Source organism: Saccharopolyspora sp. 6M, from assembly GCF_020176775.1.
In the GTDB taxonomy this organism is placed as follows: domain Bacteria; phylum Actinomycetota; class Actinomycetes; order Mycobacteriales; family Pseudonocardiaceae; genus Saccharopolyspora_C; species Saccharopolyspora_C gregorii.
The window spans coordinates 1-18,845 of record NZ_JAIUJZ010000082.1 but is presented as its reverse complement, the minus strand read 5'-3'; the positions used below and the strand labels follow the sequence as shown (position 1 = coordinate 18,845).

General features: G+C 71.6%; 21 protein-coding genes and 1 tRNA gene. 5 read left to right on the top strand and 17 right to left on the bottom strand.

Translation table 11 applies throughout. The features are described from left to right. Positions 1–204: 204 nt before the first annotated feature. Together LCD31_RS13105 and LCD31_RS13100 are read left to right on the top strand one after the other, a co-directional pair. Positions 205–909, top strand: a complete 705-nt coding sequence (locus tag LCD31_RS13105; protein ID WP_224958350.1) for a hypothetical protein — start codon at positions 205–207, stop codon at positions 907–909. A 119-nt stretch (positions 910–1,028) separates the two neighbouring features. Next, positions 1,029–1,589, top strand: a complete 561-nt coding sequence (locus LCD31_RS13100; protein WP_224958348.1) for a ferritin — start codon at positions 1,029–1,031, stop codon at positions 1,587–1,589. 71 nt (positions 1,590–1,660) lie between these two features. Here the strand turns inward: LCD31_RS13100 and LCD31_RS13095 are convergent, their stop codons facing one another. From LCD31_RS13095 to LCD31_RS13025, 15 genes are all read right to left on the bottom strand, one after another. Then, entirely contained in the window at positions 1,661–2,173 is a 513-nt protein-coding gene (locus LCD31_RS13095) for a hypothetical protein (RefSeq protein ID WP_224958346.1), read from the bottom strand. Beyond that, a complete protein-coding gene (locus LCD31_RS13090) occupies positions 2,173–2,748 on the bottom strand; it encodes a SigE family RNA polymerase sigma factor (RefSeq protein ID WP_374108091.1) in 576 nt (191 codons plus the stop codon). The genes LCD31_RS13095 and LCD31_RS13090 overlap by 1 nt, the downstream gene beginning before the upstream one ends. 117 nt (positions 2,749–2,865) lie before the next feature. Continuing rightward, positions 2,866–3,816 (bottom strand): DUF5926 family protein, encoded by a 951-nt coding sequence (locus LCD31_RS13085; RefSeq protein WP_224958344.1) that lies wholly within the window; start codon positions 3,814–3,816, stop codon positions 2,866–2,868. Between the two features lie 71 nt (positions 3,817–3,887). Then, entirely contained in the window at positions 3,888–4,706 is an 819-nt protein-coding gene (locus LCD31_RS13080; protein WP_308011299.1) for a glycerophosphodiester phosphodiesterase family protein, read from the bottom strand. A gap of 140 nt (positions 4,707–4,846) precedes the next feature. Beyond that, the gene (locus LCD31_RS13075; RefSeq protein WP_224958342.1) at positions 4,847–5,773 is read right to left on the bottom strand and encodes a DUF4328 domain-containing protein; all 927 of its coding nucleotides are present in this window, start codon (positions 5,771–5,773) and stop codon (positions 4,847–4,849) included. After that, positions 5,770–6,111 carry a rhodanese-like domain-containing protein gene (locus LCD31_RS13070; RefSeq protein WP_224958358.1) on the bottom strand — a complete coding sequence of 114 codons (342 nt, stop codon included), beginning with the start codon at positions 6,109–6,111 and terminating at the stop codon, positions 5,770–5,772. The genes LCD31_RS13075 and LCD31_RS13070 overlap by 4 nt, the downstream gene beginning before the upstream one ends. A gap of 103 nt (positions 6,112–6,214) precedes the next feature. Continuing rightward, complete coding sequence (locus LCD31_RS13065; protein ID WP_374108090.1) at positions 6,215–7,855, bottom strand: cation acetate symporter; 1,641 nt, start codon at positions 7,853–7,855, stop codon at positions 6,215–6,217. Then, complete coding sequence (locus tag LCD31_RS13060; RefSeq protein ID WP_224958354.1) at positions 7,852–8,166, bottom strand: DUF485 domain-containing protein; 315 nt, start codon at positions 8,164–8,166, stop codon at positions 7,852–7,854. Before LCD31_RS13060 ends, LCD31_RS13065 begins: the two co-directional genes overlap by 4 nt. 506 nt (positions 8,167–8,672) lie before the next feature. Beyond that, positions 8,673–10,457 carry a cation acetate symporter gene (locus tag LCD31_RS13055; RefSeq protein WP_224958341.1) on the bottom strand — a complete coding sequence of 595 codons (1,785 nt, stop codon included), beginning with the start codon at positions 10,455–10,457 and terminating at the stop codon, positions 8,673–8,675. A gap of 12 nt (positions 10,458–10,469) precedes the next feature. After that, positions 10,470–10,775: a hypothetical protein gene (locus LCD31_RS13050; protein WP_224958340.1), complete on the bottom strand. Its 306-nt coding sequence runs from the start codon at positions 10,773–10,775 to the stop codon at positions 10,470–10,472. A 118-nt stretch (positions 10,776–10,893) separates the two neighbouring features. Continuing rightward, positions 10,894–11,751, bottom strand: coding sequence for a LytTR family DNA-binding domain-containing protein (locus LCD31_RS13045; RefSeq protein ID WP_258349521.1), 858 nt, complete (start codon positions 11,749–11,751; stop codon positions 10,894–10,896). Between the two features lie 314 nt (positions 11,752–12,065). Next, positions 12,066–12,962, bottom strand: coding sequence for a S49 family peptidase (locus tag LCD31_RS13040; protein WP_224958339.1), 897 nt, complete (start codon positions 12,960–12,962; stop codon positions 12,066–12,068). A 134-nt stretch (positions 12,963–13,096) separates the two neighbouring features. Beyond that, on the bottom strand, positions 13,097–14,344 hold the full coding sequence (locus LCD31_RS13035; RefSeq protein WP_224958338.1) for a sensor histidine kinase: 1,248 nt from the start codon (positions 14,342–14,344) through the stop codon (positions 13,097–13,099). A 131-nt stretch (positions 14,345–14,475) separates the two neighbouring features. Beyond that, entirely contained in the window at positions 14,476–15,321 is an 846-nt protein-coding gene (locus LCD31_RS13030; RefSeq protein ID WP_224958337.1) for an Fpg/Nei family DNA glycosylase, read from the bottom strand. A gap of 31 nt (positions 15,322–15,352) precedes the next feature. Continuing rightward, on the bottom strand, positions 15,353–15,790 hold the full coding sequence (locus LCD31_RS13025) for a DUF983 domain-containing protein (protein ID WP_224958336.1): 438 nt from the start codon (positions 15,788–15,790) through the stop codon (positions 15,353–15,355). 151 nt (positions 15,791–15,941) lie between these two features. Here LCD31_RS13025 and LCD31_RS13020 point away from each other — a divergent pair, with 151 nt between their 5' ends. Both LCD31_RS13020 and LCD31_RS13015 read left to right on the top strand, forming a co-directional pair. After that, positions 15,942–16,457 carry a PPOX class F420-dependent oxidoreductase gene (locus LCD31_RS13020; RefSeq protein WP_224958334.1) on the top strand — a complete coding sequence of 172 codons (516 nt, stop codon included), beginning with the start codon at positions 15,942–15,944 and terminating at the stop codon, positions 16,455–16,457. Positions 16,458–16,559: 102 nt separating this feature from the next. Then, a tRNA-Gly gene (locus tag LCD31_RS13015) sits at positions 16,560–16,632 on the top strand. 54 nt (positions 16,633–16,686) lie between these two features. On the opposite strand, the gene LCD31_RS13010 is transcribed toward LCD31_RS13015, so the two are convergent. Next, on the bottom strand, positions 16,687–16,896 hold the full coding sequence (locus tag LCD31_RS13010; protein ID WP_224958332.1) for a dodecin: 210 nt from the start codon (positions 16,894–16,896) through the stop codon (positions 16,687–16,689). A 187-nt stretch (positions 16,897–17,083) separates the two neighbouring features. On the opposite strand from LCD31_RS13010, the gene LCD31_RS13005 reads away from it, so the two are divergent. Beyond that, positions 17,084–17,692: a lytic polysaccharide monooxygenase gene (locus tag LCD31_RS13005; RefSeq protein ID WP_224958330.1), complete on the top strand. Its 609-nt coding sequence runs from the start codon at positions 17,084–17,086 to the stop codon at positions 17,690–17,692. 229 nt (positions 17,693–17,921) lie between these two features. Here LCD31_RS13005 and msrA read toward each other — a convergent pair whose 3' ends face one another. Then, entirely contained in the window at positions 17,922–18,584 is a 663-nt protein-coding gene (msrA, locus tag LCD31_RS13000) for a peptide-methionine (S)-S-oxide reductase MsrA (protein WP_224958328.1), read from the bottom strand. Positions 18,585–18,845: the final 261 nt, after the last annotated feature.

The following is an 18,845-nucleotide window of genomic DNA, read 5'->3' as shown; positions in this document are numbered from 1 at the left end:
CACCCGGGCACGGTGGACCTCGTTCATCACCGCGCTCGACCGGGCCGAGCGCTGACGGAAGCCGGACCTCGGTCGAGCCCGGCTGGAGTTCCGAACGTGCCGAAGACCTTCGGGCGGCGCGCTCGATTCCGGGATCGCGATCGGCCGCCCGGCGCACTGCGAAAGCGGGTCGACACGAGATCCCGCCGGCCCGAAGGTGGAGGTATGGGATTCGGCATCGCGCATCGAGAGGAACCGGCGTACAGCGAGTTCGGGCTGCGGGTGGAGCAGGCCGAGATGGGGATCGGCAGCGGGCCCGCGCTGGTGTTCCTCGTCGACGGGGAAGACCTGTTCGGGCGGACGCTCGGGCTGAAGGGCGTCGGGCGGGATCCGGACGACCTGCTCGGGCGGCACGGCCCCCTGCTGCCGACCGAATGGCCGCATCCGCCGCCGACGACGCTGCTGTGGCGCTGCGACTGCGGCGTCGAAGGGTGCGGATTCGCCAGTGCGCGGATCGAGCACGACCGGTTCAACAATGATTACGACCACGTGGTGTGGACCGATTTCACGCTGCACTGCCTCGGCGATGCCGAGCCTCCGCGAGAACTGCGGTTCCGCACCCGGCAGTACATCGCGGAAATCGTGCGCCTCCACGCCGACCGCACGTGGGAGACCGAACTGCGGCGCACCGCGCGGGAAGTGGCCACGGCGCTCGACGGCGATCCCGCGATCCTCGGGCAGTGGGACTGCGCCCTGCGGTGGGCAAAGCCACACGAACGCGCCGGCCAGGTATCCGTGCTGGTTACGGACGGTTCAGCCGAGTACTCGACGAGATACGACGGCGCCGCGGGCGCGGCGGAGATCATCTCCCGACTGCGCGCCACCGACCCGCGCGAGAGCGCCGAGCGCACCTACTCCAGACCCGGCTGAATCCACTTAGGATTGCCTTGCCGAAATAAGGCAAAGTAAACTTAACCAAGGTTCGGCGAACATTTCCAAGGGTTACCTGACGAATTGCGAGGTGTCAATTGGAGCGTATTCTTCATGCCATGCCCACCACCGCAAAGAAGATCCAGCCCCGCGAATCCCGATTCCACCAGTTGCTGCAGGACCAGGTGCGCAACGAGCTCACCGCCTCGCAGCAGTACCTCGCGGTCGCGGTGTGGTTCGACAACGAAGACCTGCCCCGGCTGGCCGCGCACTTCTACCGCCAGTCGATCGAAGAGCGCAACCACGCCATGATGATCGTGCAGTACCTGATGGACAACGACATCAAGGTCGCCATCCCGTCCATCGAAGAGGTCCGCAACGACTTCACCGAGACCCGGGAGCTCGTCGCCCTCGCCCTGGAGCAGGAGCGCGAGGTCACCCAGGAGATCGTGACGCTGGCCAAGGCCGCCCGCGACGAAGGCGACTACCTCGGCGAGCAGTTCCTCCAGTGGTTCCTCAAGGAGCAGGTCGAGGAGGTCTCGCAGATGTCCACGCTGCTGGCCGTCGTCGACCGCTCCGGCGGCAACCTCTTCGACGTGGAGAACTTCCTCGCCCGCGAGACCGTCGGCGACGAGGGCGCCGACCCCACCGCGCCGCCCGCCGCGGGCGGAGCGCTCTGAGCTGACCGCACCCACCACAGCGGCCGACGGCCCCCTGCTCACCCGAGCCGGGGGCCGTCGCGCGTTCCGGGTCAGCCCGGGTCGGACGGTTCGGTGGACGGCTCCGTCGGTTCCGACGTCGGTTGCGGCTCGGACGGTTCGGACGGCTCCGCGGACGTGGACTCCGGTTCCGAGGTGACCTCCCGCAGGATCGACAACCGCTCGTCCTCGGCGTCCTCCGCCAGATCGCCCCGCTCCGGCGGCGACCGGCGAGGCCCCCAGCCGCCGCCCGGCGCCGGATCCGCGGGCACCGGCGGGGACGTCGGCAGCGGGATCGGGGGCTGCACCGGCGAGGGCACCGACGTGCCCACCACCGGCGGCACCGCCGGGCGCACCGGCCCCGGATCCGGCCGCGCCACCAGCACCGCTCCCCCGCCGAACAGCACCCCCATCGCCAGCACCCCGCCCACCGCGGCCAGCGTCGTCTGCCGCTTGCGCCGCCGGCGCGCGCCCGCCACCAGCGACCACTCGGCGCCCGTGCGGACCGGCACCTCCAGCCGGTCGTCCGCGAACATCCGGCGCAGCTCGTCGTCGAGGTCGCCCATCACATCCCACCGCCCTCGAACACCGGACCGAGCCTGCGGCGCAACGTGGCCAACGCCTTGCTGGCCTGGCTCTTCACCGTGCCCGCGCTGACGCCGAGGGTCTCGGCGATCTCCGCCTCCGACAAGCCCTCGTAGTAGCGCAGCACCACCACGGCGCGCTGCCGCGGCGGCAACCCGCGCAGCGCCTGCCACAGCGGCTCGTTCTCCAACCGATCCGGCGACTCCACCGCGGGCACGTCCGGGAACTCGGCCAGCAACGTCTCCCGGCGGATCCGCCGCCACCGGCTCACGTGCGCGTTCGCCATCGCCTTGCGCACGTACGCGCGCGGCTCCTCGCACTGCTGCCGGATCCTCGCCCAGCGCGCGCCGACCTTCTCCAGCACCGTCTGCACCAGATCGGCCGCGTCGTGCGGGTTCCCCGTCAACGCGTGGCCGTAGCGCATCAAGCCCGGCAGGGCGACGCGCACGAACTCCGCGAAATCGTCCTCCGTCGCCATATCCCCTTGCAGTGCCGGGCGCGACCAGCCCACCGAGGCCTCCGACGAGGCGCGCACGGCAGGCATGTGAGCGGTCACGCCGCCTCCCCTCCCCGGGCTTTCGCTGCGGAGAGGACACGCGAGGCCGGGGCGCGCGGTTGCCGGAACCGCCCGTTCTTCACTCGAACGGGCTAGCGCGCGCCCGGCCGGATCGCGTCAGCGCAAGGTGACCTGGCGGCCGCGCAGCCCGTCGCGGGACCGGCGCTCGGTCGCGTCCAGCGGCGAGTCCTCCAGGGACTCCAGCGCTTCCGCCAACCGGCGGCCCAGCGCCGCGGCCGGCTCGTTCCACTCCCGCGGGTGCTTGTCCCGGTCCAGGTCCCACACCGGCACCAGCACGCCGTGCGCGCGGAACGAACCCGCGAACCGGCTGTCCTCGTCCAGCGCCAGCTCACCGCGCGCCGACAGGCGGGCCAGCGCGGCCAGCAACTTCTCCTCCGGCTCCGGGCGCACCCAGCGCAGGTGCGCCTTCTCGCCCGGGTCCACCCAGTACGCCGAGCGCGCACCCTCCGCGGTCAACCGCTCCGTGGGCATGATCGCCGCGTTCGCCCGCTCCAAGGACAGCGCGACCTCGCCGGTCGCCTCGGTGCCCTCCGGCAGCCACCACGCGAAGTCCTCGTGCAGCTGGACGTCCAGCTCCGCAGCCGGGTCGAGCAGGTCCTGCAGGCGCGCCCGGACCTCCGCCTGCGCCGGCTCCGGGCCCACCACCGGCAGCGACTGGCCCGGCTCCGCCTGCTGCACCCACTCGATCGCGCGGGCCAGGTCCCGGCTCAAATCACCCGAACGGGTCTGCACCTGGAGGCCGATGAACGCCTGCCCGTCCGTGCGGCGCACCGCGGCCGCCGCCATCGGCAGCACCGACGCGACCGTCACCTCCGGGCCGGACAGCAGCGGCAGCCGTGCCGTCGCCGACGGCACGAACTCGCGCAGCGCGACCAGATCACCCTCCGCGGCGAGTCCCTCGAAAGGCCTGGTCACGATCACATCGGTGGCGCCGCCCGCCTTGCCGTGGCACGCCTTGTAGCGCTTCCCCGACCCGCACGGGCAAGGCTGCCTCGGGCCGGCGGCGCCCTCAGCTCGCTGGGACGGGGTGGCCGTACGCTTCGACACTCGAAGCCTCCTCGCAGCTGTGACAAGACCCACCGACGCTATCGAGCCGCCACCGCGACCGACGTCCCGGGTCAGCCGCCCGACAACCGCAGCCGCGTCGCACCCGGCCGGTTCGTCGCCACGAACCGCACCCCCGCGCGGCGGCACAGCTCCACGTCCGCCGGGTCGTCCACCGTCCAGCAGTAGGTGTCCCGGCCCCGCGCAGCCCACCGGCCCGCCAGCTCCGGGTCCCGGCGCAGCAACCGGATGCTCGGGCCCGCCAGGTCGGCCCAGCGCGGCAGCTCCCCCGCCCGCGCCGCGCGCGACGCCCGGTCGAACAGCAGCACCGTCGGCACGCCCGGCGCGTCCGCCCGGAACCGGCGCACCGCCGCCGACGAGAACGACATCATCACCACCGGCGACTCGTCCTTGTGCGCGGGCGCCGACACGCCGTGCCGGGCCAACGCCGCCGTCAACTTCGCCTCCACCAGGCCCGCGTAGCGCACCGGGTGCTTCGTCTCCGCGAACAACCGGATCCGCCTGCGCTGCGCGCGCACCAGGCCCAGCAGGTCGTCGAAGGTCAGGATGCGGCGCTGCGCGGCGCCCACCGCCGCGCTCGCCCGCGGCTCGAACACCAGCTCGTCCGCCGACTCCGGCAGCTCGTGGTGCCAGTGCGCGAAGTCGAAGCGGGACATCGCGGGCAACGTCAACTCGCTCACCACGCCGCGGCCCGAGGAGGTGCGGTCCACCCGGCGGTCGTGCACGCACACCAGGTGCCCGTCCCGCGTGACCCGGACATCGCACTCCAGCGCGTCGGCCCCCTGGTCCAGGGCCACCTGGTAGGCGCCGAGGGTGTGCTCGGCGCGTTCCGCCGACGCACCGCGGTGCGCGACGACCTGCGGGGAACCCATGCCGGGCATTATCCCGACCGCCCGCCCGAGCCCACCACGCCGGAGGCCCGCCAGGTGAACGGGCCACCCACCCAGTACGGCTGGACGAGTGGGCCACTCACCTGGTGGGGCTTCTGGTGGGTCGTTCGCCTGCGGTCAGATCAGCGGGGGGCGTCCGCCGGCCGAGCCGCGCGCGGCGGTTCCGGGGCACCGCGGACGCCGACGACGCGCGGGCGCGCCAGCAGCGTCGGGTCCGACGGCACCAGCAGGTTCGTCACGTACGTGATCACCCGCATCGCCAGCGCCGCGCACGCGGCCGCCGCCACGTCCGCCCAGAAGTGCAGCACCACGCCGTCCGCCATCGCCTGCACGCCGTCCCGGAAGCCCCACAGCAGCGCGGCCCAGCCCAGCAGCAGGCTCAACGCCCACGAACCCCACCACCACCCGACCAGCCGCGACGGCCGCGGACGCTCCGCCGCACGACGCGCACCGGCCGCCACCAGCACCCCGTGCTCCAGCTCCGCCAGCGCCGTGCCCGGCGCCACCAGGTTCCAGCCCGGTACCAGGACGCCCGCGACGACCTGCCACTCCGGGCGGCGCGGCACCACCTCCAGCTGCCGCGCCGACGCGCGCCGCGCCCACACCAGCCACAGCACCGCGAACACCCCGCTGGTCGCGCCGAGCAGCCAGCTCAGCACGCCCGACGTCACCACCAGCGTGTCCGACAGGTCCAGCGCCACCTTCGACAACGCCGAACCGCGGCTCATCAGCAGCAGGCCGTACCGCCATGCCTCGGCCACCGCCGCCACGCCGGACACCGCCGCCATCAGCCACAACGCAGACCACGACATCGCCGACAGCCACGTCACCCGCTGCACCGGGTCGACCTGCGGGCGCGTCGGCAACGCCAACGGCCACCGCCAGCCCAGCAGCGGAAAACCCCAGCGGGGGACGCCCGGGTAGGACGGCGGGCCCGAATAGCGGGCCGGTGGGCGCGCGCGGCGCCGCGGCCGCAGGCCACCGGGCGGAGTGGCCACCCACTCCACCCGCAGGCCCGATCCGGCCGGGCGGTCCGGCGGCGTCGTCACAGCACGATCGGGTCGGCGCCGGGCTCGTCCGACACCACCGGGCGGCCGATCGCCGACCAGCCGTTCATGCCGCGCTCCACGTTCACCGCGTCCCAGCCGTTCGCGTTCAGGTAGGCCGTGACCCGCGCGGACCGGCCGCCGGAGCGGCACACCACGTAGACCTGGTCGGCCTCGGGGATCTCGTCGAGGCGCTGCGGCACCTCGTTCATCGGGATGTGCAGCGCGCCCGGGGCGTGGCCCGCGGCCCACTCGTCGTTCTCCCGCACGTCCAGCAGCACCGACTTCGCGTCCGGCAGCTCGGCGGGCAGCTCCTCCGGCGGCACGCCGGGTACTTGCATCGGGGTAGTCACGGACCCGATGCTGCCACGCCGCCCGTGGGCCCGTCGTGAGGTGGGGCGGCCCGCCCGTCCACTCGGCTGGACGGGCGGGCCGCCCAGGCGATCAGTGCTGCGGGGTGGACTTCTCGGCGCCCGCCCCGGTGAGCGAGCGGACCTCCATCTCCGCGTACTTCGCCGCGTTGTGCGGCTCCTTGCTCAGGACGGTCCCGAGGTAGCCGAGCAGGAAGGACACCGGGATCGAGATCAGCCCGGGGTTCTTCAGCGGGAACCACGCGAAGTCCAGCGCCGGGAACATCGCCTCCTCGTTGCCGCTCACCGCGGGCGAGAACACGATCAGCACGATGGTCACCGCGAGCCCGCCGTAGATGCTCCACAGCGCCCCGGTGGTGTTGAACCGCTTCCAGAACAGCGAGTACAGCAGCGTCGGCAGGTTCGCCGAGGCCGCGACCGCGAACGCCAGCGCCACCAGGAACGCCACGTTCTGCCCGTTCGCCGCGATGCCGCCGAGGATCGAGACGATGCCGATCACCACCGCGGTGATCCGCGCGACCTTCACCTCCTGGTTCTTGTCGTCGACCTTCCCCTTCTTGAGCACGTTCGCGTAGATGTCGTGCGCGAACGATGCCGAAGCGGTGATCGTGAGGCCGGCGACGACGGCGAGGATGGTCGCGAACGCGACCGCGGAGATGAACCCGAGCAGCAGCGGGCCGCCCAGCTGCAGCGCCAGCAGCGGTGCCGCCGAGTTCACGCCGCCCGGCGCGTCCTTGATCGCCTCGGGCCCGACCATGGCCCCGGCGCCGTAGCCGAGCACCAGCGTGAACAGGTAGAACAGCCCGATCAGCCAGATCGCCCACACCACGGAGCGGCGGGCTTCCTTCGCGGTGGGCACCGTGTAGAAGCGCATCAGCACGTGCGGCAACCCTGCGGTGCCGAGCACCAGCGCGATGCCCAGCGAGACGAAGTCGAGCCTGCTGGTGCTGCTGGCCCCGTACTGCGCGCCCGGGTTGAGCAGCTCCTCACCACCGGCACCGGCCCGCTCCACGGCGGCCCCGAGCAGCCCGGACAGGTTGAACCCGTAGTGGCCGAGCACCCAGAGGGTCATCACGAACGCGCCCGCGATGAGCAGCGCGGCCTTGATGATCTGCACCCAGGTGGTGCCCTTCATGCCACCGACCAGCACGTACAGGATCATCAGCGCGCCGACGACGGCGATCACGATGGCCTGCTGGCCCTTGCTCTCGATGCCGAGCAGCAGCGCGATGAGCCCGCCGGCGCCGGCCATCTGGGCGAGCAGGTAGAAGAACGAGACCGCCAGCGTGGACAGCGAGGCGGCGGTGCGCACCGGGCGCTCCCGCATCCGGAAGCTGAGCACGTCGGCCATCGTGTAGCGGCCGGTGTTGCGCAGCAGCTCCGCGACCAGCAGCAGCGCCACCAGCCAGGCGACGAGGAAGCCGATCGAGTAGAGGAACCCGTCGTAGCCGTACACGGCGATGGCCCCGGCGATGCCGAGGAACGACGCCGCCGACAGGTAGTCACCGGAGATCGCGATGCCGTTCTGCGGCCCGCTGAACGCCCGGCCCGCCGCGTAGTAGTCCGAGGCGGTGCGCGTGTTGCGGCTGGCGCGGAACACGATGACCAACGTGACCAGCACGAACAGCCCGAAGATGCCGATGTTGAGCCACCGGTTGGACGCGGTGTCGGTCTGCTGCGCGAGGAACGGGTGGGCGGCCTGGAGTGTGGTCACCGCTGCTCTCCTTCGACGCGTTCGCGGATCTGCTCGGCGACCGGGTCCAGGTTCTTGTTGGCGTACCGGACGTAGAGCGTCGTGATGAGGAAGGTGGAGACGAACTGCAGCAGCCCGAGCACCAGGCCCACGTTGATGTTGCCGATGAGCTTGATGCTCATGAACCCGTGCGCGTAGTCGGCGAGCAGGACGTAGACCAGGTACCAGACGAGGAAGATCGCCGATACCGGGAAGACGAATGTGCGCAGCCGTTGCCGGAGCGTGGCGAATTCGGGGCTGTTCTGCGCGGCCGCCCAGGTCTCGGCGTCGATGGCGGGACCTGGGTCGCCGCTGGCGCTGGGGTCGCTGCCGGGGCTGGGGTCGCTCTGGCCCGTGGAGCTCACGGTTGTCCTCCTGGGTAGGAGAGGTCGCGCCCGCCGGCGACGTGTGACCTCTATCTCCTGTCGACGCGCGAACGCTACGTAGTTCGTCCGAATCTGGAAAGACCCCGAACGTGGATTGATATCAATCCGCTGGGTGACCGAAGCGCCGACAAATCCCTGATTATGACACGTGGAGTGACCCCTGTCACGCCAACTACCCGTACGGCCCAATGCGAGACTCGGCAGGTCAGCGAGACGCCCGACCGGCCACCCGGACGAACCGGACGCGACGGCGCGGAGCGGCGCGCACCGGCCGCCCATCGCACGCGGTGAACACCGGGGAGCCCGGTCCCGAGACCACATTCGCGCTGATCACCGGACCGGGGGCACCACCACCGGTCGCCGGGCGCCCGCCGCCGACGCACCGCACCGCCGAACGAGCTGATCCGATCGGGCTAACGCCGGTGCCGACCGCCGGAATCCTTGCTCGGCACGGGCTTGCGCACCCGCCGATCGTCCTGAAAACCCAGCCGGTCCGGCGCGTGCATGCGCAGCATCACCCGGGACACGCCCTCCGGAAGCTGCCGCTTGGTGCCCGCGCTGACCAGCACCATCACCAGGAACGCCACCGGGACGCTCACCAGGGCCGGCTGTTGCACCAGCTCCGCCAGCACCCCTTCGCCGCCCGGACGCAGCGCTCCCACCACCAGCGCCGCCAGCACCAGCGCGCCGCCCGCCACCAGACCGGCCGCCGCGCCGAACGCCGTCAGCCCGCGCCACCACACCCCCAGCACCAGCAGCGGGCAGAACGTCGACGCCGCCATCGCGAACGCCAACCCGATGCTGCGCGCCAAGTCCTGCTCCGCCACCAGCAGCGCCAGCACCATCGGCACCGCCGCCGAGGCGAGCAGCAGCAGCGGCATGTGCCAGCCCCGCACCCGCTGGAAGTTCGACGACACCACCCCGGACAGGCTCACCACCAGCCCGGACGAGGTCGACACGAACGCCGCGAACGCGCCGGCCGCCGTCAACGACGTCAGGACCCCGCCCGGCCAGCTGCTCAGCATCGCGTTCGGCAGCAGCAGCACCGCGGCATCCGTCTGCCCGGTGACCAGCAGCTTCGGCACGAACAACCGGGACAGCAGCCCCAGCACCGTCGGGAACAGGTAGAAGGTGCCCAGCAGGACCAGCACGAACAGCGCCGTGCGCCGCGCACCGTGCCCGCTCGGGTTCGTGTAGAAGCGCACCAGCACGTGCGGCAGGCCCATCGTGCCCAGGAACGTCGCCACGAGCAGCGAGTACGTGCCCACCAGCGAAGCCGAACCGGAGCCGGACGGGTGCAGCCACGAACCGTTGTCCGGTTCCGCCTCGGACACCACCGGAACCGCCGCGCCCGCCTCGAACGAGAGGGTGCTGCCCGCGTCGACCGCGTACTCCCCCGGCGGGACCCAGGTGTTCGCCTGCCCGTTCGGCTGCAACGGGCCGCCCGGCGACTCCCGCGGCGCGTCCACCAGCACCCAGGTCGGCTCGACGACCCGCAAGGTCACCGGCGTCTCGACCTCCACCGCGGTCCGGGTCTCGAACACCGGTCCCGGCTCGTTCAACCGGTCCGCCGAACCGCCCAGCAGGAACACCCCGAACAGCACGAACGCCGGCGCCGTGATCGCGAACAGCTTCAGCCAGTACTGGAACGCCTGCACCAGGGTCACCGCGCGCATGCCGCCGCTGAACACGCTCGCCAGCACCACCGGCAGCAGCGCCACCGCACCCACCCAGGCGGGCAGCTCGGTGAGCACCGCGAACGTCAACCCGGCCGCCTGGAACTGCGGCACCAGGTACAGCCAGCCGATCAGCACCACGAACGCCGTGGTCAACCAGCGCAGCCAGGGCGAATCCAGCCGCACCACCGCGAAGTCCGGCACCGTGTAGGCCCCGGACCGGCGCAGCGGCGCCGCCACGAACAACATCACCGCCAGGTAGCCGGAGGCGAACCCGATCGGGTACCAGAGCGCCTGCGACCCGTCCTTGAGCACCAGCCCGGCCACGCCGAGGAACGACGCCGCGGACAGGTACTCGCCGGAGATCGCGGCCGCGTTGCGTTCCTCCCGCACCAGGCGCCGCGCGCGGTGCAGGTCCGAGGTGGTCCGGGCGTGGCTCGACCCCCACACGCCGATGGCGAAGGTCGCCGTCACCACGACGGCGATACCGCCCAACGCCCAGAACACGGAGATCTCCGGCACCGCCGAGCCCCGCTACCGCTCGATCATGTGCAGGAAATCGCGCTCGTGCCGAGCCGCTGCCCGCGAGTACCAGAAGCCGAGCAGCACCATGAACGGGTAGGGCAGCACCCCGAGGACCAACCAGGGCAACCGGATTCCGGCGATCACCATGTCTCCCAGCGACGGCAGCACGTGGAACAGCAGCGGCAGGCCGAACAGCCCGGCCCCGAGCAGACCCGTCATCAGCAGTGCGCTCCGCAGCTGGGCGCGCACCAGGTAACTGACCAGCACTTCGCCGACGCTGGTCTGCTCCTCCAGCTCCATGATCGTACGGGCCACCGGCCTGCTGCGGCGGCGATCGGAGAGAACGACGCGCTGCCTGCGGGGACGGCGGCCGCCTGCGGCGGTCGCCGGTTGTTCCGGCGTCATGCCCGACCGGCCGGGCGGCGGGGCGCGCTCATCCCTGCGACCCCCAGCCCTGTCTCGGCGCGCGCACCAGCCGGTCCTTGAGCTCCCGGGTGTGGCGCCTGCTGACCGGCAGCTCCTTCGGCTCGCCGCCGCCGAGCAGCACCGAGTAGCCGGACGAGGACATCCGCAGCTCGGTGACCAGCGTCATCGACACCAGGTACGAGCGGTGGATGCGGATGAAGTTGGCGTCCGCCCAGCGCTCCTCCAACTGCGCCAGCGGGATCCGCACCAGGTGCGAGCCGCCGTCGGTGGTGTGCAGCCGCGCGTAGTCGCCCTGCGCCTCCACCCAGCGGACCGTCTTGCGGGAGACCATCTTCGTCGTGCCTGCGAGTTCCACCGGGATCACCTCGTCCTCGTCGGCCGCGGCGGGGAGTTCCGCGGCCGTGGCGTCGGCCCGGCCACCGGCGGCGCGTTCGGCCTTGCTGCGCTCGATGTTGCGCAGCGCCCGGTCCACCCGGTCCGCGTCGGCGGGTTTCATGATGTAGTCCAGCGCGCCCACCTCGAACGCCTCCAGCGCGTTCTCCTCGTGGCCGGTGATGAACACCAGCGAGGGCGGCTGCTTGAAGGCGTTGAGCACCCTGGCGAGTTCCATGCCGCTGAGCCCCGGCATCGAGACGTCGGCGAACACCGCGTCCACCACGGAGTCCTCGCCGTCCCGGGACCGCAGCTGGTCGTCGCTGCGCAGCAACCGCAACGCCTCCGCGGCGTCGAACGCGGTGAGCACCCGGCCCACCCGCGGGTTGTTGCCGAGCAGGAACTTCATCTCGTCCAGCCCGGCCATCTCGTCGTCCACCGCCAGCACCACCAGTCCCGTGGTGCCGACCTGCGCGCTCGTGTCCGGTTGAATACTCACTGTAACGCCAATCCTGCCGCGCCGGGTGGCGCACTGTCCACGATCAGGTTTCTCGGCTCGGTGCGCCACGACGGCGTCGTCGCGGAGCCCGGCTCGCACGTGCGGCGTTGCCGAGGGATGCCGTGGCAGCCGCTGCGTCGATCATCGTGGCATCACTCGGCCGAGCGACACAGGCCACGCCGCGAGCCACGGCTGAGTGAGGTGTGTCACGCCGCCGGATCAACGTACGGTGCGCACCCGGGCAGGACTGCGGCGGGGTCGGGGAAGCGCGACCGCGGCGGTCCCGCCGGTCGCGCTCCGCCGGGCGGTCACAGCCCGAAGCGGGACCACTGGGCGCGCTGCTCCAGCGCCTCCACCAGGGAGGACGCCGAGGCGCCGAGACCCAGCCGGGTGCCGGGGGCGCTGCCGCTGAGCCGGGCCAGCAGCGGCTTGCGCGGTTCGACGTCCACGATGTGCGCCTTCGGGAACCGCTCCGCGACGATGCCGCGCAGCGTGCCCAGACCGTCGACGAGCCCGAGCTCCTTCGCCTTCGCGCCGGTCCACACCTCGCCGGTGAACAGGTCGGCGTCGGCGAGCTTGCCCCCGCGCCGCTCCCGCACCCAGTCGGTGAACTGGTCGTGCAGCTCGGTCTGCAGACCGTGCAGCCAGCGCACGTCGTCGTCCTTCTCCGGGCTGAACGGGTCGAGCCGCACCTTGTTCTCGCCCGCGGTGTAGACCCGGCGCTGCACGCCGATGCGCTCCAGCAGCCCGTCGAGCCCGAAGCTAGCGCTCACCACGCCGATGGAGCCGACCATCGAGGTGCGGTGCGCGTAGATCTCGTCGGCGGCGCACGCCAGCCAGTACCCGCCGGACGCGGCCACGTCCTCGCAGAACGCCAGCACCGGCACCTTCTTCTCCGCCGCCAGCTGGCGGACCCGGTCCGCGACCAGCGCCGACTGGGTCGGCGCCCCGCCCGGCGAGTTGATCGACAGCACCACCGCGGACAGCCGGTCGTGCCCGAACGCGCGGCTCAGCGCCGACTCGGTGGTCTGCAGCGAGATGGTGCCGCGGTTCATCGGGCTCGGCGTCGGCGTGATCGTGCCGTGCAACTTGACCACCGCCACCACCGGTCCGCGTTCGGCCCGCTCGGCCAGCTTCGGCGGCAGCTTCGAGGCGAGCTTGCCGGTCAGGACGTCGGTGAACTTCTGCGGTGCGTTGTCGTTCATGCCCCGACGTTACCGGCTCGGCGGGCCCGCCGACGGGCTCCGGAAGCGGCCGGCGGGACCGTTCGCACCAGGTGAACGGCCCGTCCGGGCGCGGGTCCGGGACTGGGCTGGACGCGGCGGCTGGGCTGCGTGGATCAGCGGCTGGGCTGGGCGCTCGCGCCCGGGGCCGGCTCGTCGAAGGCGGCCACCGGCAGCGGGAGCACGCCGGGCGCGAACTTCGGCACTCGCATGATCACCTTCATGCCCGCGTTCTCCGCCGTCTCCACCACCAGGCCGTAGTCGTCGCCGAACGTGGCCCGCATCCGGTTGTTGATGTTGCCGAGGCCGACGTGCGCGCCGGTGAGGTGCGCGTTCGCCAGCTCCGCGTCCAACCGGTTCGGGTCCATCCCGATGCCGTCGTCGTCGACGCTGATCAGCGCCTCGGAGCCACGGTCCTCGGCCACCACCGACACGGTGCCGCCGCCCGGCTTCGTCGCCAGCCCGTGCCGCACCGCGTTCTCCACCAGCGGTTGCAGCGCCAGGAACGGCACCACCACCGGCAGCACCTCCGGTGCGATCTTGAGCTGCACCTTCAGCCGGTCCGGGCCGAACCGGGCGCGCTCCAGGATCAGGTAGCGGTCGATGTTGCGGATCTCGTCGGCCAGCGTCGTGTAGAGGCCGGTGGAGCGGAACGAGTAGCGGGTGAAGTCGGCGAACTCCATCAGCAGGTCGCGGGCCTGCTCCGGGTCGTTGCGGATCTGCGAGGAGATGGTGTTGAGCGCGTTGTAGATGAAGTGCGGCGAGATCTGCGCCCGCAGCGCCCGCACCTCCGCGTGCGCCAGCTTCTCCTTCGACTCCTGCAGCTCGGCGAGCTCCAGGTGGGTGGACACGTGGTGCGCGACCTCGCTGGCGGCGCGCAGCAGCCGCTTCCGGTCTCCACCGCTGATGATCACCAGCGCCCCGCGGATCTCCCCGGACACCTCCAGCGGCACCACGACCCCGTACCGCATCAGGCAGGGGCGCTGGTCGCACAGCAGGTCGGTGTGGTCGATGTACTCGCGCTTGCCGTCGCGGAGCGTGACCTCGATCTTGCCGCGCAGGTCCGCGTAGTGCTGGTTCGCGTCGCCGTCCCAGCTCAGCAGGGTCGCGTCCGCGTCCACCACGCCCACCGCCACGCAGGAGAGCAGTTCGCGCAGGTGGGGGGCGGTCTTGTCCGCCGACTCCTGCGTCATGCCCGCGCGCAGGAACGGCGCGGCACCCGTCACGTGGTGCAGCGCCGTCAGCATCGCGTCCTCCACCGAGGTGCTCACCCGGCGCGAACGGCACAGCAGCACGAACATTCCGAGCACGGCGAGGGCGGCGAGCGCGGTCAGCACGGTCCGCTCGGTCAACAGCTCCGGCACGTCCACCAGTATTCGTCCCAGGCACGCGGGGAATCAAGAACGCTACGCCGGGTAGCCGGATCCGAGCGGTGAACGGTGCTCACCGACTCTGTTCGGACCTGTCGGCTGCGCCGGACGCACCGGACCGGCGGTCACTTCAGCAGCCGCGACATCCGCCGGTCCGCCAGCCGCTTGCCGCCGGTCTGGCAGGTAGGGCAGTACTGCAGCGAGCGGTCCGCGAACGACACCTCCCGCACCAGGTCACCGCACACCGGGCAGGGCAGGCCGGTCCGCCCGTGCACCCGCAGCCCGGAGCGCTTCTCCGCCTTCAGCCGCGCGGCGTCCCGGGAGCGGTCGACGGCGTCGGACAGCACCTCCCGCAGCGCGGCGTGCAGCCGCCGCACCGCGTCCTCGCCCAGCTTCCCGGCGGTGGCGAACGGGGACAGCTTCGCGCGGTGCAGCACCTCGTCCGAGTAGGCACCGCCGACGCCGGCCAGCCGCGACTGGTCGGTGAGCACCGTCTTCACCCGCTCCGAGCGCCCGGCGAGCACCGCGGCGAACTCCTCCTCGGTGATGCCGAGGGCATCCGGACCGAGCTTCGCGATGCCGGGCACCTCGGCGGGGTCGTGCACGATCCACGCGGCGAGCCGCTTCTGCGTGCCCGCCTCGGTGAGGTCGAAACCGGGTCCGTCGAGGTGCACCCGCATCGCGATCGGCCCGCGGCCCGGCTTCGGCGGGGCGGGCGCGAGCGCGTCGGACCAGCGCAGCCAACCGGCCCGCGCCAGGTGCACCACCAGGTGCAGGCCGTCGCAGTCCAGGTCCAGGTACTTGCCGCGCCGGTCCGCGCCGGTCACCACCCGGCCGACCAGCGCGGTGTGCGGCGGGTCGGCGGTCTTGAGCACGCTCATCGAGGCCACGTCGACCCGGGTGACGGCGCGCCCCGCGGCGACGTCCCGCAGGTGCCGCGCCAGCGCTTCGACTTCCGGCAGCTCAGGCACCCCACCAGTCTGCCAAGATCCGCGGCCGGGCTCACTCGGTCGGCTGCAGGGAACCGTTCATGTCGGGTTCGGCGTAGAGCTCGATCTGGCGGGCGATCTTCGCCGTCTCCTGGCGCGTGTTGAAGAAGCCGCGCTGCACGCCGACCCAGCGCTCCGGCTGGTGCTCGTCCTCGTCGCCCGGGGTCTCCGCGATGATCGTCCACGGGCGGTGCATCAACCAGCGGACCGGGAAGAACAGCACCGCGACGATCAGCAGCAGGATCAGCCAGATCGGGATGTAAACGCCCTCCGGGGTCCACAGGACGAAGGTCAGGATAAGAACAGCGAGCACGCCGAACATGAGGATCGCCGGCCCGGCGCCACCGTTCACGTCGTGCTCGAAGTCGTCGCCCGCGATCGGGTTCGACCACTCCAGGCTGGAACGCACGTTCCACAGCCTGCCGTCGGATCCCCGCACCACCCGGTTCATCGTCGCCTCCTCGCCCGGCGCCGGGCGTTCTCGGATCGTTCGTCCCAGCCGTGCCCCCGGTTCCGGCGCCAGCGCGCCGTCACCGAGCGTGCCGATACCGTATCGCGCCCGTCATCGGCCTTGAGGGTGAAACCCGGGAGCACCCGGATCATTGTCGATCACGGACGGCGAGGGGACCAGCCCCGGCCGGTTCGCCGACCGCGGAACCCGGGCCCGCGGCGCTACGGTGGGCGCCACCACCACGACCCGGGAGGACGAGATGGATCTCGACCGGGCGCGTTCCTTCCTCCGCGAGCACCACCGGGCGGTGCTGGGTACGCTGCGCGCCGACGGCACGCCGCAGCTGGTGCCCGTGCTCGTCGCCGTCGACGACCGCGGGCGCGCGCTGATCAGCACCCGGGACGGCAGTGCGAAGGTGCGGAACCTGCGCCAGGACCCCCGAGCGTGGATCTGCGTGTTGCCGGACGAGTTCTTCGGCGAGTGGATCCAGGTCGACGGCGCGGTGGAGGTGGTCGAGCAGCCGGCGGCGTTGCCGCTGCTGAAGGACTACTACCGCCGGGTCGCCGGGGAGCACGAGGACTGGTCCGCGTACCGGCGGGCGATGGCCGAGGAGCGCCGGGTGCTGCTGCGGATCGAGTTGGAACGGGCCGGTCCGAGCCGGCGGTGACCCCCCGGGAACGGCTCGCGAACGATGGGTTAGAGTGTTCCCAACAGCGCTTCGAGGGGCGTGAAGATCACTCCGGTGGTCGGGACTCCCGAGATCGTTGATGCGGATGTAGCGCAGCTGGTAGCGCATCACCTTGCCAAGGTGAGGGTCGCGGGTTCGAGTCCCGTCATCCGCTCGCAGAAGGCCCCGCCGGTGACGGCGGGGCCTTTTTCGTGCGTGCTCGGTCCGGTCAGTCCTCCAGCTTGAACCCGATCTTGAGCCCGACCTGGAAGTGCGCGACCTCGCCGTTCTCGACGTGGCCGCGGACTTCGGTGACTTCGAACCAGTCCACCTCCCGCAGCGTTCGCGCGGCGCGGCGCACCCCGTTGCGCACGGCGTCATCGACGCCCTGCTCGGACGTTCCGACGATCTCGGTGACCCGATAGACGTTGTCTGCCATGCCGGGATGGTCCGCACGGCCGCAGCACCCCGCAAGCTGACGGCGATCATGGGCTAGACCAATCGGGCTCAAGGTCTGGACCAATAGCGATGTGTCTGCCAACCTCATGTTGCCCGGAACGGAGCTATTAAGCCAGAAGAGTGAGACGTACTTTTTGCGACACCGATTCAGAAAGGAGCACTCCCCCATGCTCAAGAAAAGTGTGAAAAGCACGATCGGTATCGCCGCGGTCAGCATCGCCGGATTGGCGTTGCCGGTTTTCACGTCCGGAGTCGCGACCGGCCACGGATTCGTCCAGAGCCCCGCGAGCCGCCAGGAGGCCTGCTCGAACGGGACGCTGAACGACTGCGGCGCGATCCAGTGGGAACCGCAGAGCGTCGAAGGCCCGAAGGGCTTCCCCGAAGCCGGCCCCGAGGACGGCAGCATCTGCTCCGCGGGCCTGGAGCAGTTCTCCGAGCTGGACGACCCGCGCGGCGGCCAGTGGCCCACCACGGACGTCGCCGCTGGTCAAGACTTCCAGTTCCAGTGGAAGATCACGGCGGCGCACTCCACCAGCTCGTTCCGCTACTACGTCACGAAGGACGGTTGGGACCCCACCCAGCCGATCAGCCGCGACCAGCTCGAACCCACCCCGTTCGTCGACGTGGACTACGGCGGCGCCCAGCCGCCGAACACCTACACCCACGACGGGAAGATGCCGGAAGGCAAGTCCGGCAGGCACGCCATCGTCGGCGTGTGGGACGTCGCGGACACCGCGAACGCGTTCTACTCCTGCGCGGACGTGAACTTCGGCTGATTCGATGATCTAGAATGTCCCCGGTGCCGGGGCCCGGCGTGCCACTAACACGCCGGGCCGCGGTGCATCGCATTCCGCGGAACGGAATTTGACGCTCCCGGCGGCGCGCTCGGCGGCCGTCCGGGAATTCTGTTTATTGAACGGAATCGCGGTAAATTCCGCTCGCGGTTCACCCGGATCGCCCCGGCCGAACCGAGTGGATCTTGCCACGCCGGGCGACCGGCCGCGATCACTCCGTGACGAGCCCGACAGGGCAGGACACCCCGGTGCCGCCGATGCCGCAGTAGCCGTTCGGGTTCTTCGCCTCGGACAGGTACTGCTGGTGGTAGCCCTCGGCGTAGTAGAACTCGCGCAGCGGCGCCACCTCGGTGGTGATCGTGCCGCGACCCGCCGCGGTCAACGCCGCCTGGTAGCCGTCGCGGGTCCGCTCGACGACGGCGCGCTGCTCGTCGTCGGCGAAGTAGACCGCCGAGCGGTACTGGCTGCCGCGGTCGTTGCCCTGCCGCAGGCCCTGCGTCGGGTCGTGGCCCTCCCAGAAGACCTTCAGCACCCCGGCCAGGTCGATCACCGCCGGGTCGAACACGACCAGCACGGCCTCGGTGTGCCCGGTCAGACCGCTGCACACCTCCTCGTAGGTCGGGTTCGGCGTGTAGCCGCCCGCGTAGCCGACCGCCGTCGTCCACACCCCGTCCGTGCGCCAGAAGATCCGTTCCGCGCCCCAGAAGCAGCCCATGCCGACGACCAGCGACTCGGTGCCCTGCGGGAACGGCGGCACGATGGTGCGGTCGCCGAAGACCGCGTGCCGCTCCGGCACCGGCAGCGGGGTGGAGCGCCCGGGCAACGCCTCGTCCGGGCCGATCATGCGGGTCCTGTCACCGAAGAACAGCGCCATGCCACCGATGCTACGCGCGGGATCAGCGGTGGTCCGGGCCGTGTGGAGCGCCCCGCACCCGGGGTGACGGGCGCGGGGCGCGGATGCGTCGTGGGGACTCCCCTCCCCCGAACGCAGCAACACCGTAGAACGCGCGTTCGAGTGATCGCCAGTCCGGTCGGCGCAGGTCACACCGCCGGTCAGGACCGGTGCGGCGGGAACCGGTCCAACGGGCGGGTCTCCTCCACCTCCGGCGGCGGGGCGGCGTGCCTGCCGCGGCGG

What these genes read in the sequence shown, in the direction of transcription:
- LCD31_RS13105 (WP_224958350.1), top strand. Translation starts at nt 205, where the DNA reads ATGGGATTCGGCATCGCGCATCGAGAGGAACCGGCGTACAGCGAGTTC.
- LCD31_RS13100 (WP_224958348.1), top strand. Translation starts at nt 1,029, where the DNA reads ATGCCCACCACCGCAAAGAAGATCCAGCCCCGCGAATCCCGATTCCAC.
- LCD31_RS13095 (WP_224958346.1), bottom strand. Translation starts at nt 2,173, where the DNA reads ATGGGCGACCTCGACGACGAGCTGCGCCGGATGTTCGCGGACGACCGG.
- LCD31_RS13080 (WP_308011299.1), bottom strand. Translation starts at nt 4,706, where the DNA reads ATGGGTTCCCCGCAGGTCGTCGCGCACCGCGGTGCGTCGGCGGAACGC.
- LCD31_RS13070 (WP_224958358.1), bottom strand. Translation starts at nt 6,111, where the DNA reads ATGCAAGTACCCGGCGTGCCGCCGGAGGAGCTGCCCGCCGAGCTGCCG.
- LCD31_RS13040 (WP_224958339.1), bottom strand. Translation starts at nt 12,962, where the DNA reads ATGAACGACAACGCACCGCAGAAGTTCACCGACGTCCTGACCGGCAAG.
- LCD31_RS13025 (WP_224958336.1), bottom strand. Translation starts at nt 15,790, where the DNA reads ATGAACCGGGTGGTGCGGGGATCCGACGGCAGGCTGTGGAACGTGCGT.
- LCD31_RS13010 (WP_224958332.1), bottom strand. Translation starts at nt 16,896, where the DNA reads ATGGCAGACAACGTCTATCGGGTCACCGAGATCGTCGGAACGTCCGAG.
- LCD31_RS13005 (WP_224958330.1), top strand. Translation starts at nt 17,084, where the DNA reads ATGCTCAAGAAAAGTGTGAAAAGCACGATCGGTATCGCCGCGGTCAGC.
- msrA (WP_224958328.1), bottom strand. Translation starts at nt 18,584, where the DNA reads ATGGCGCTGTTCTTCGGTGACAGGACCCGCATGATCGGCCCGGACGAG.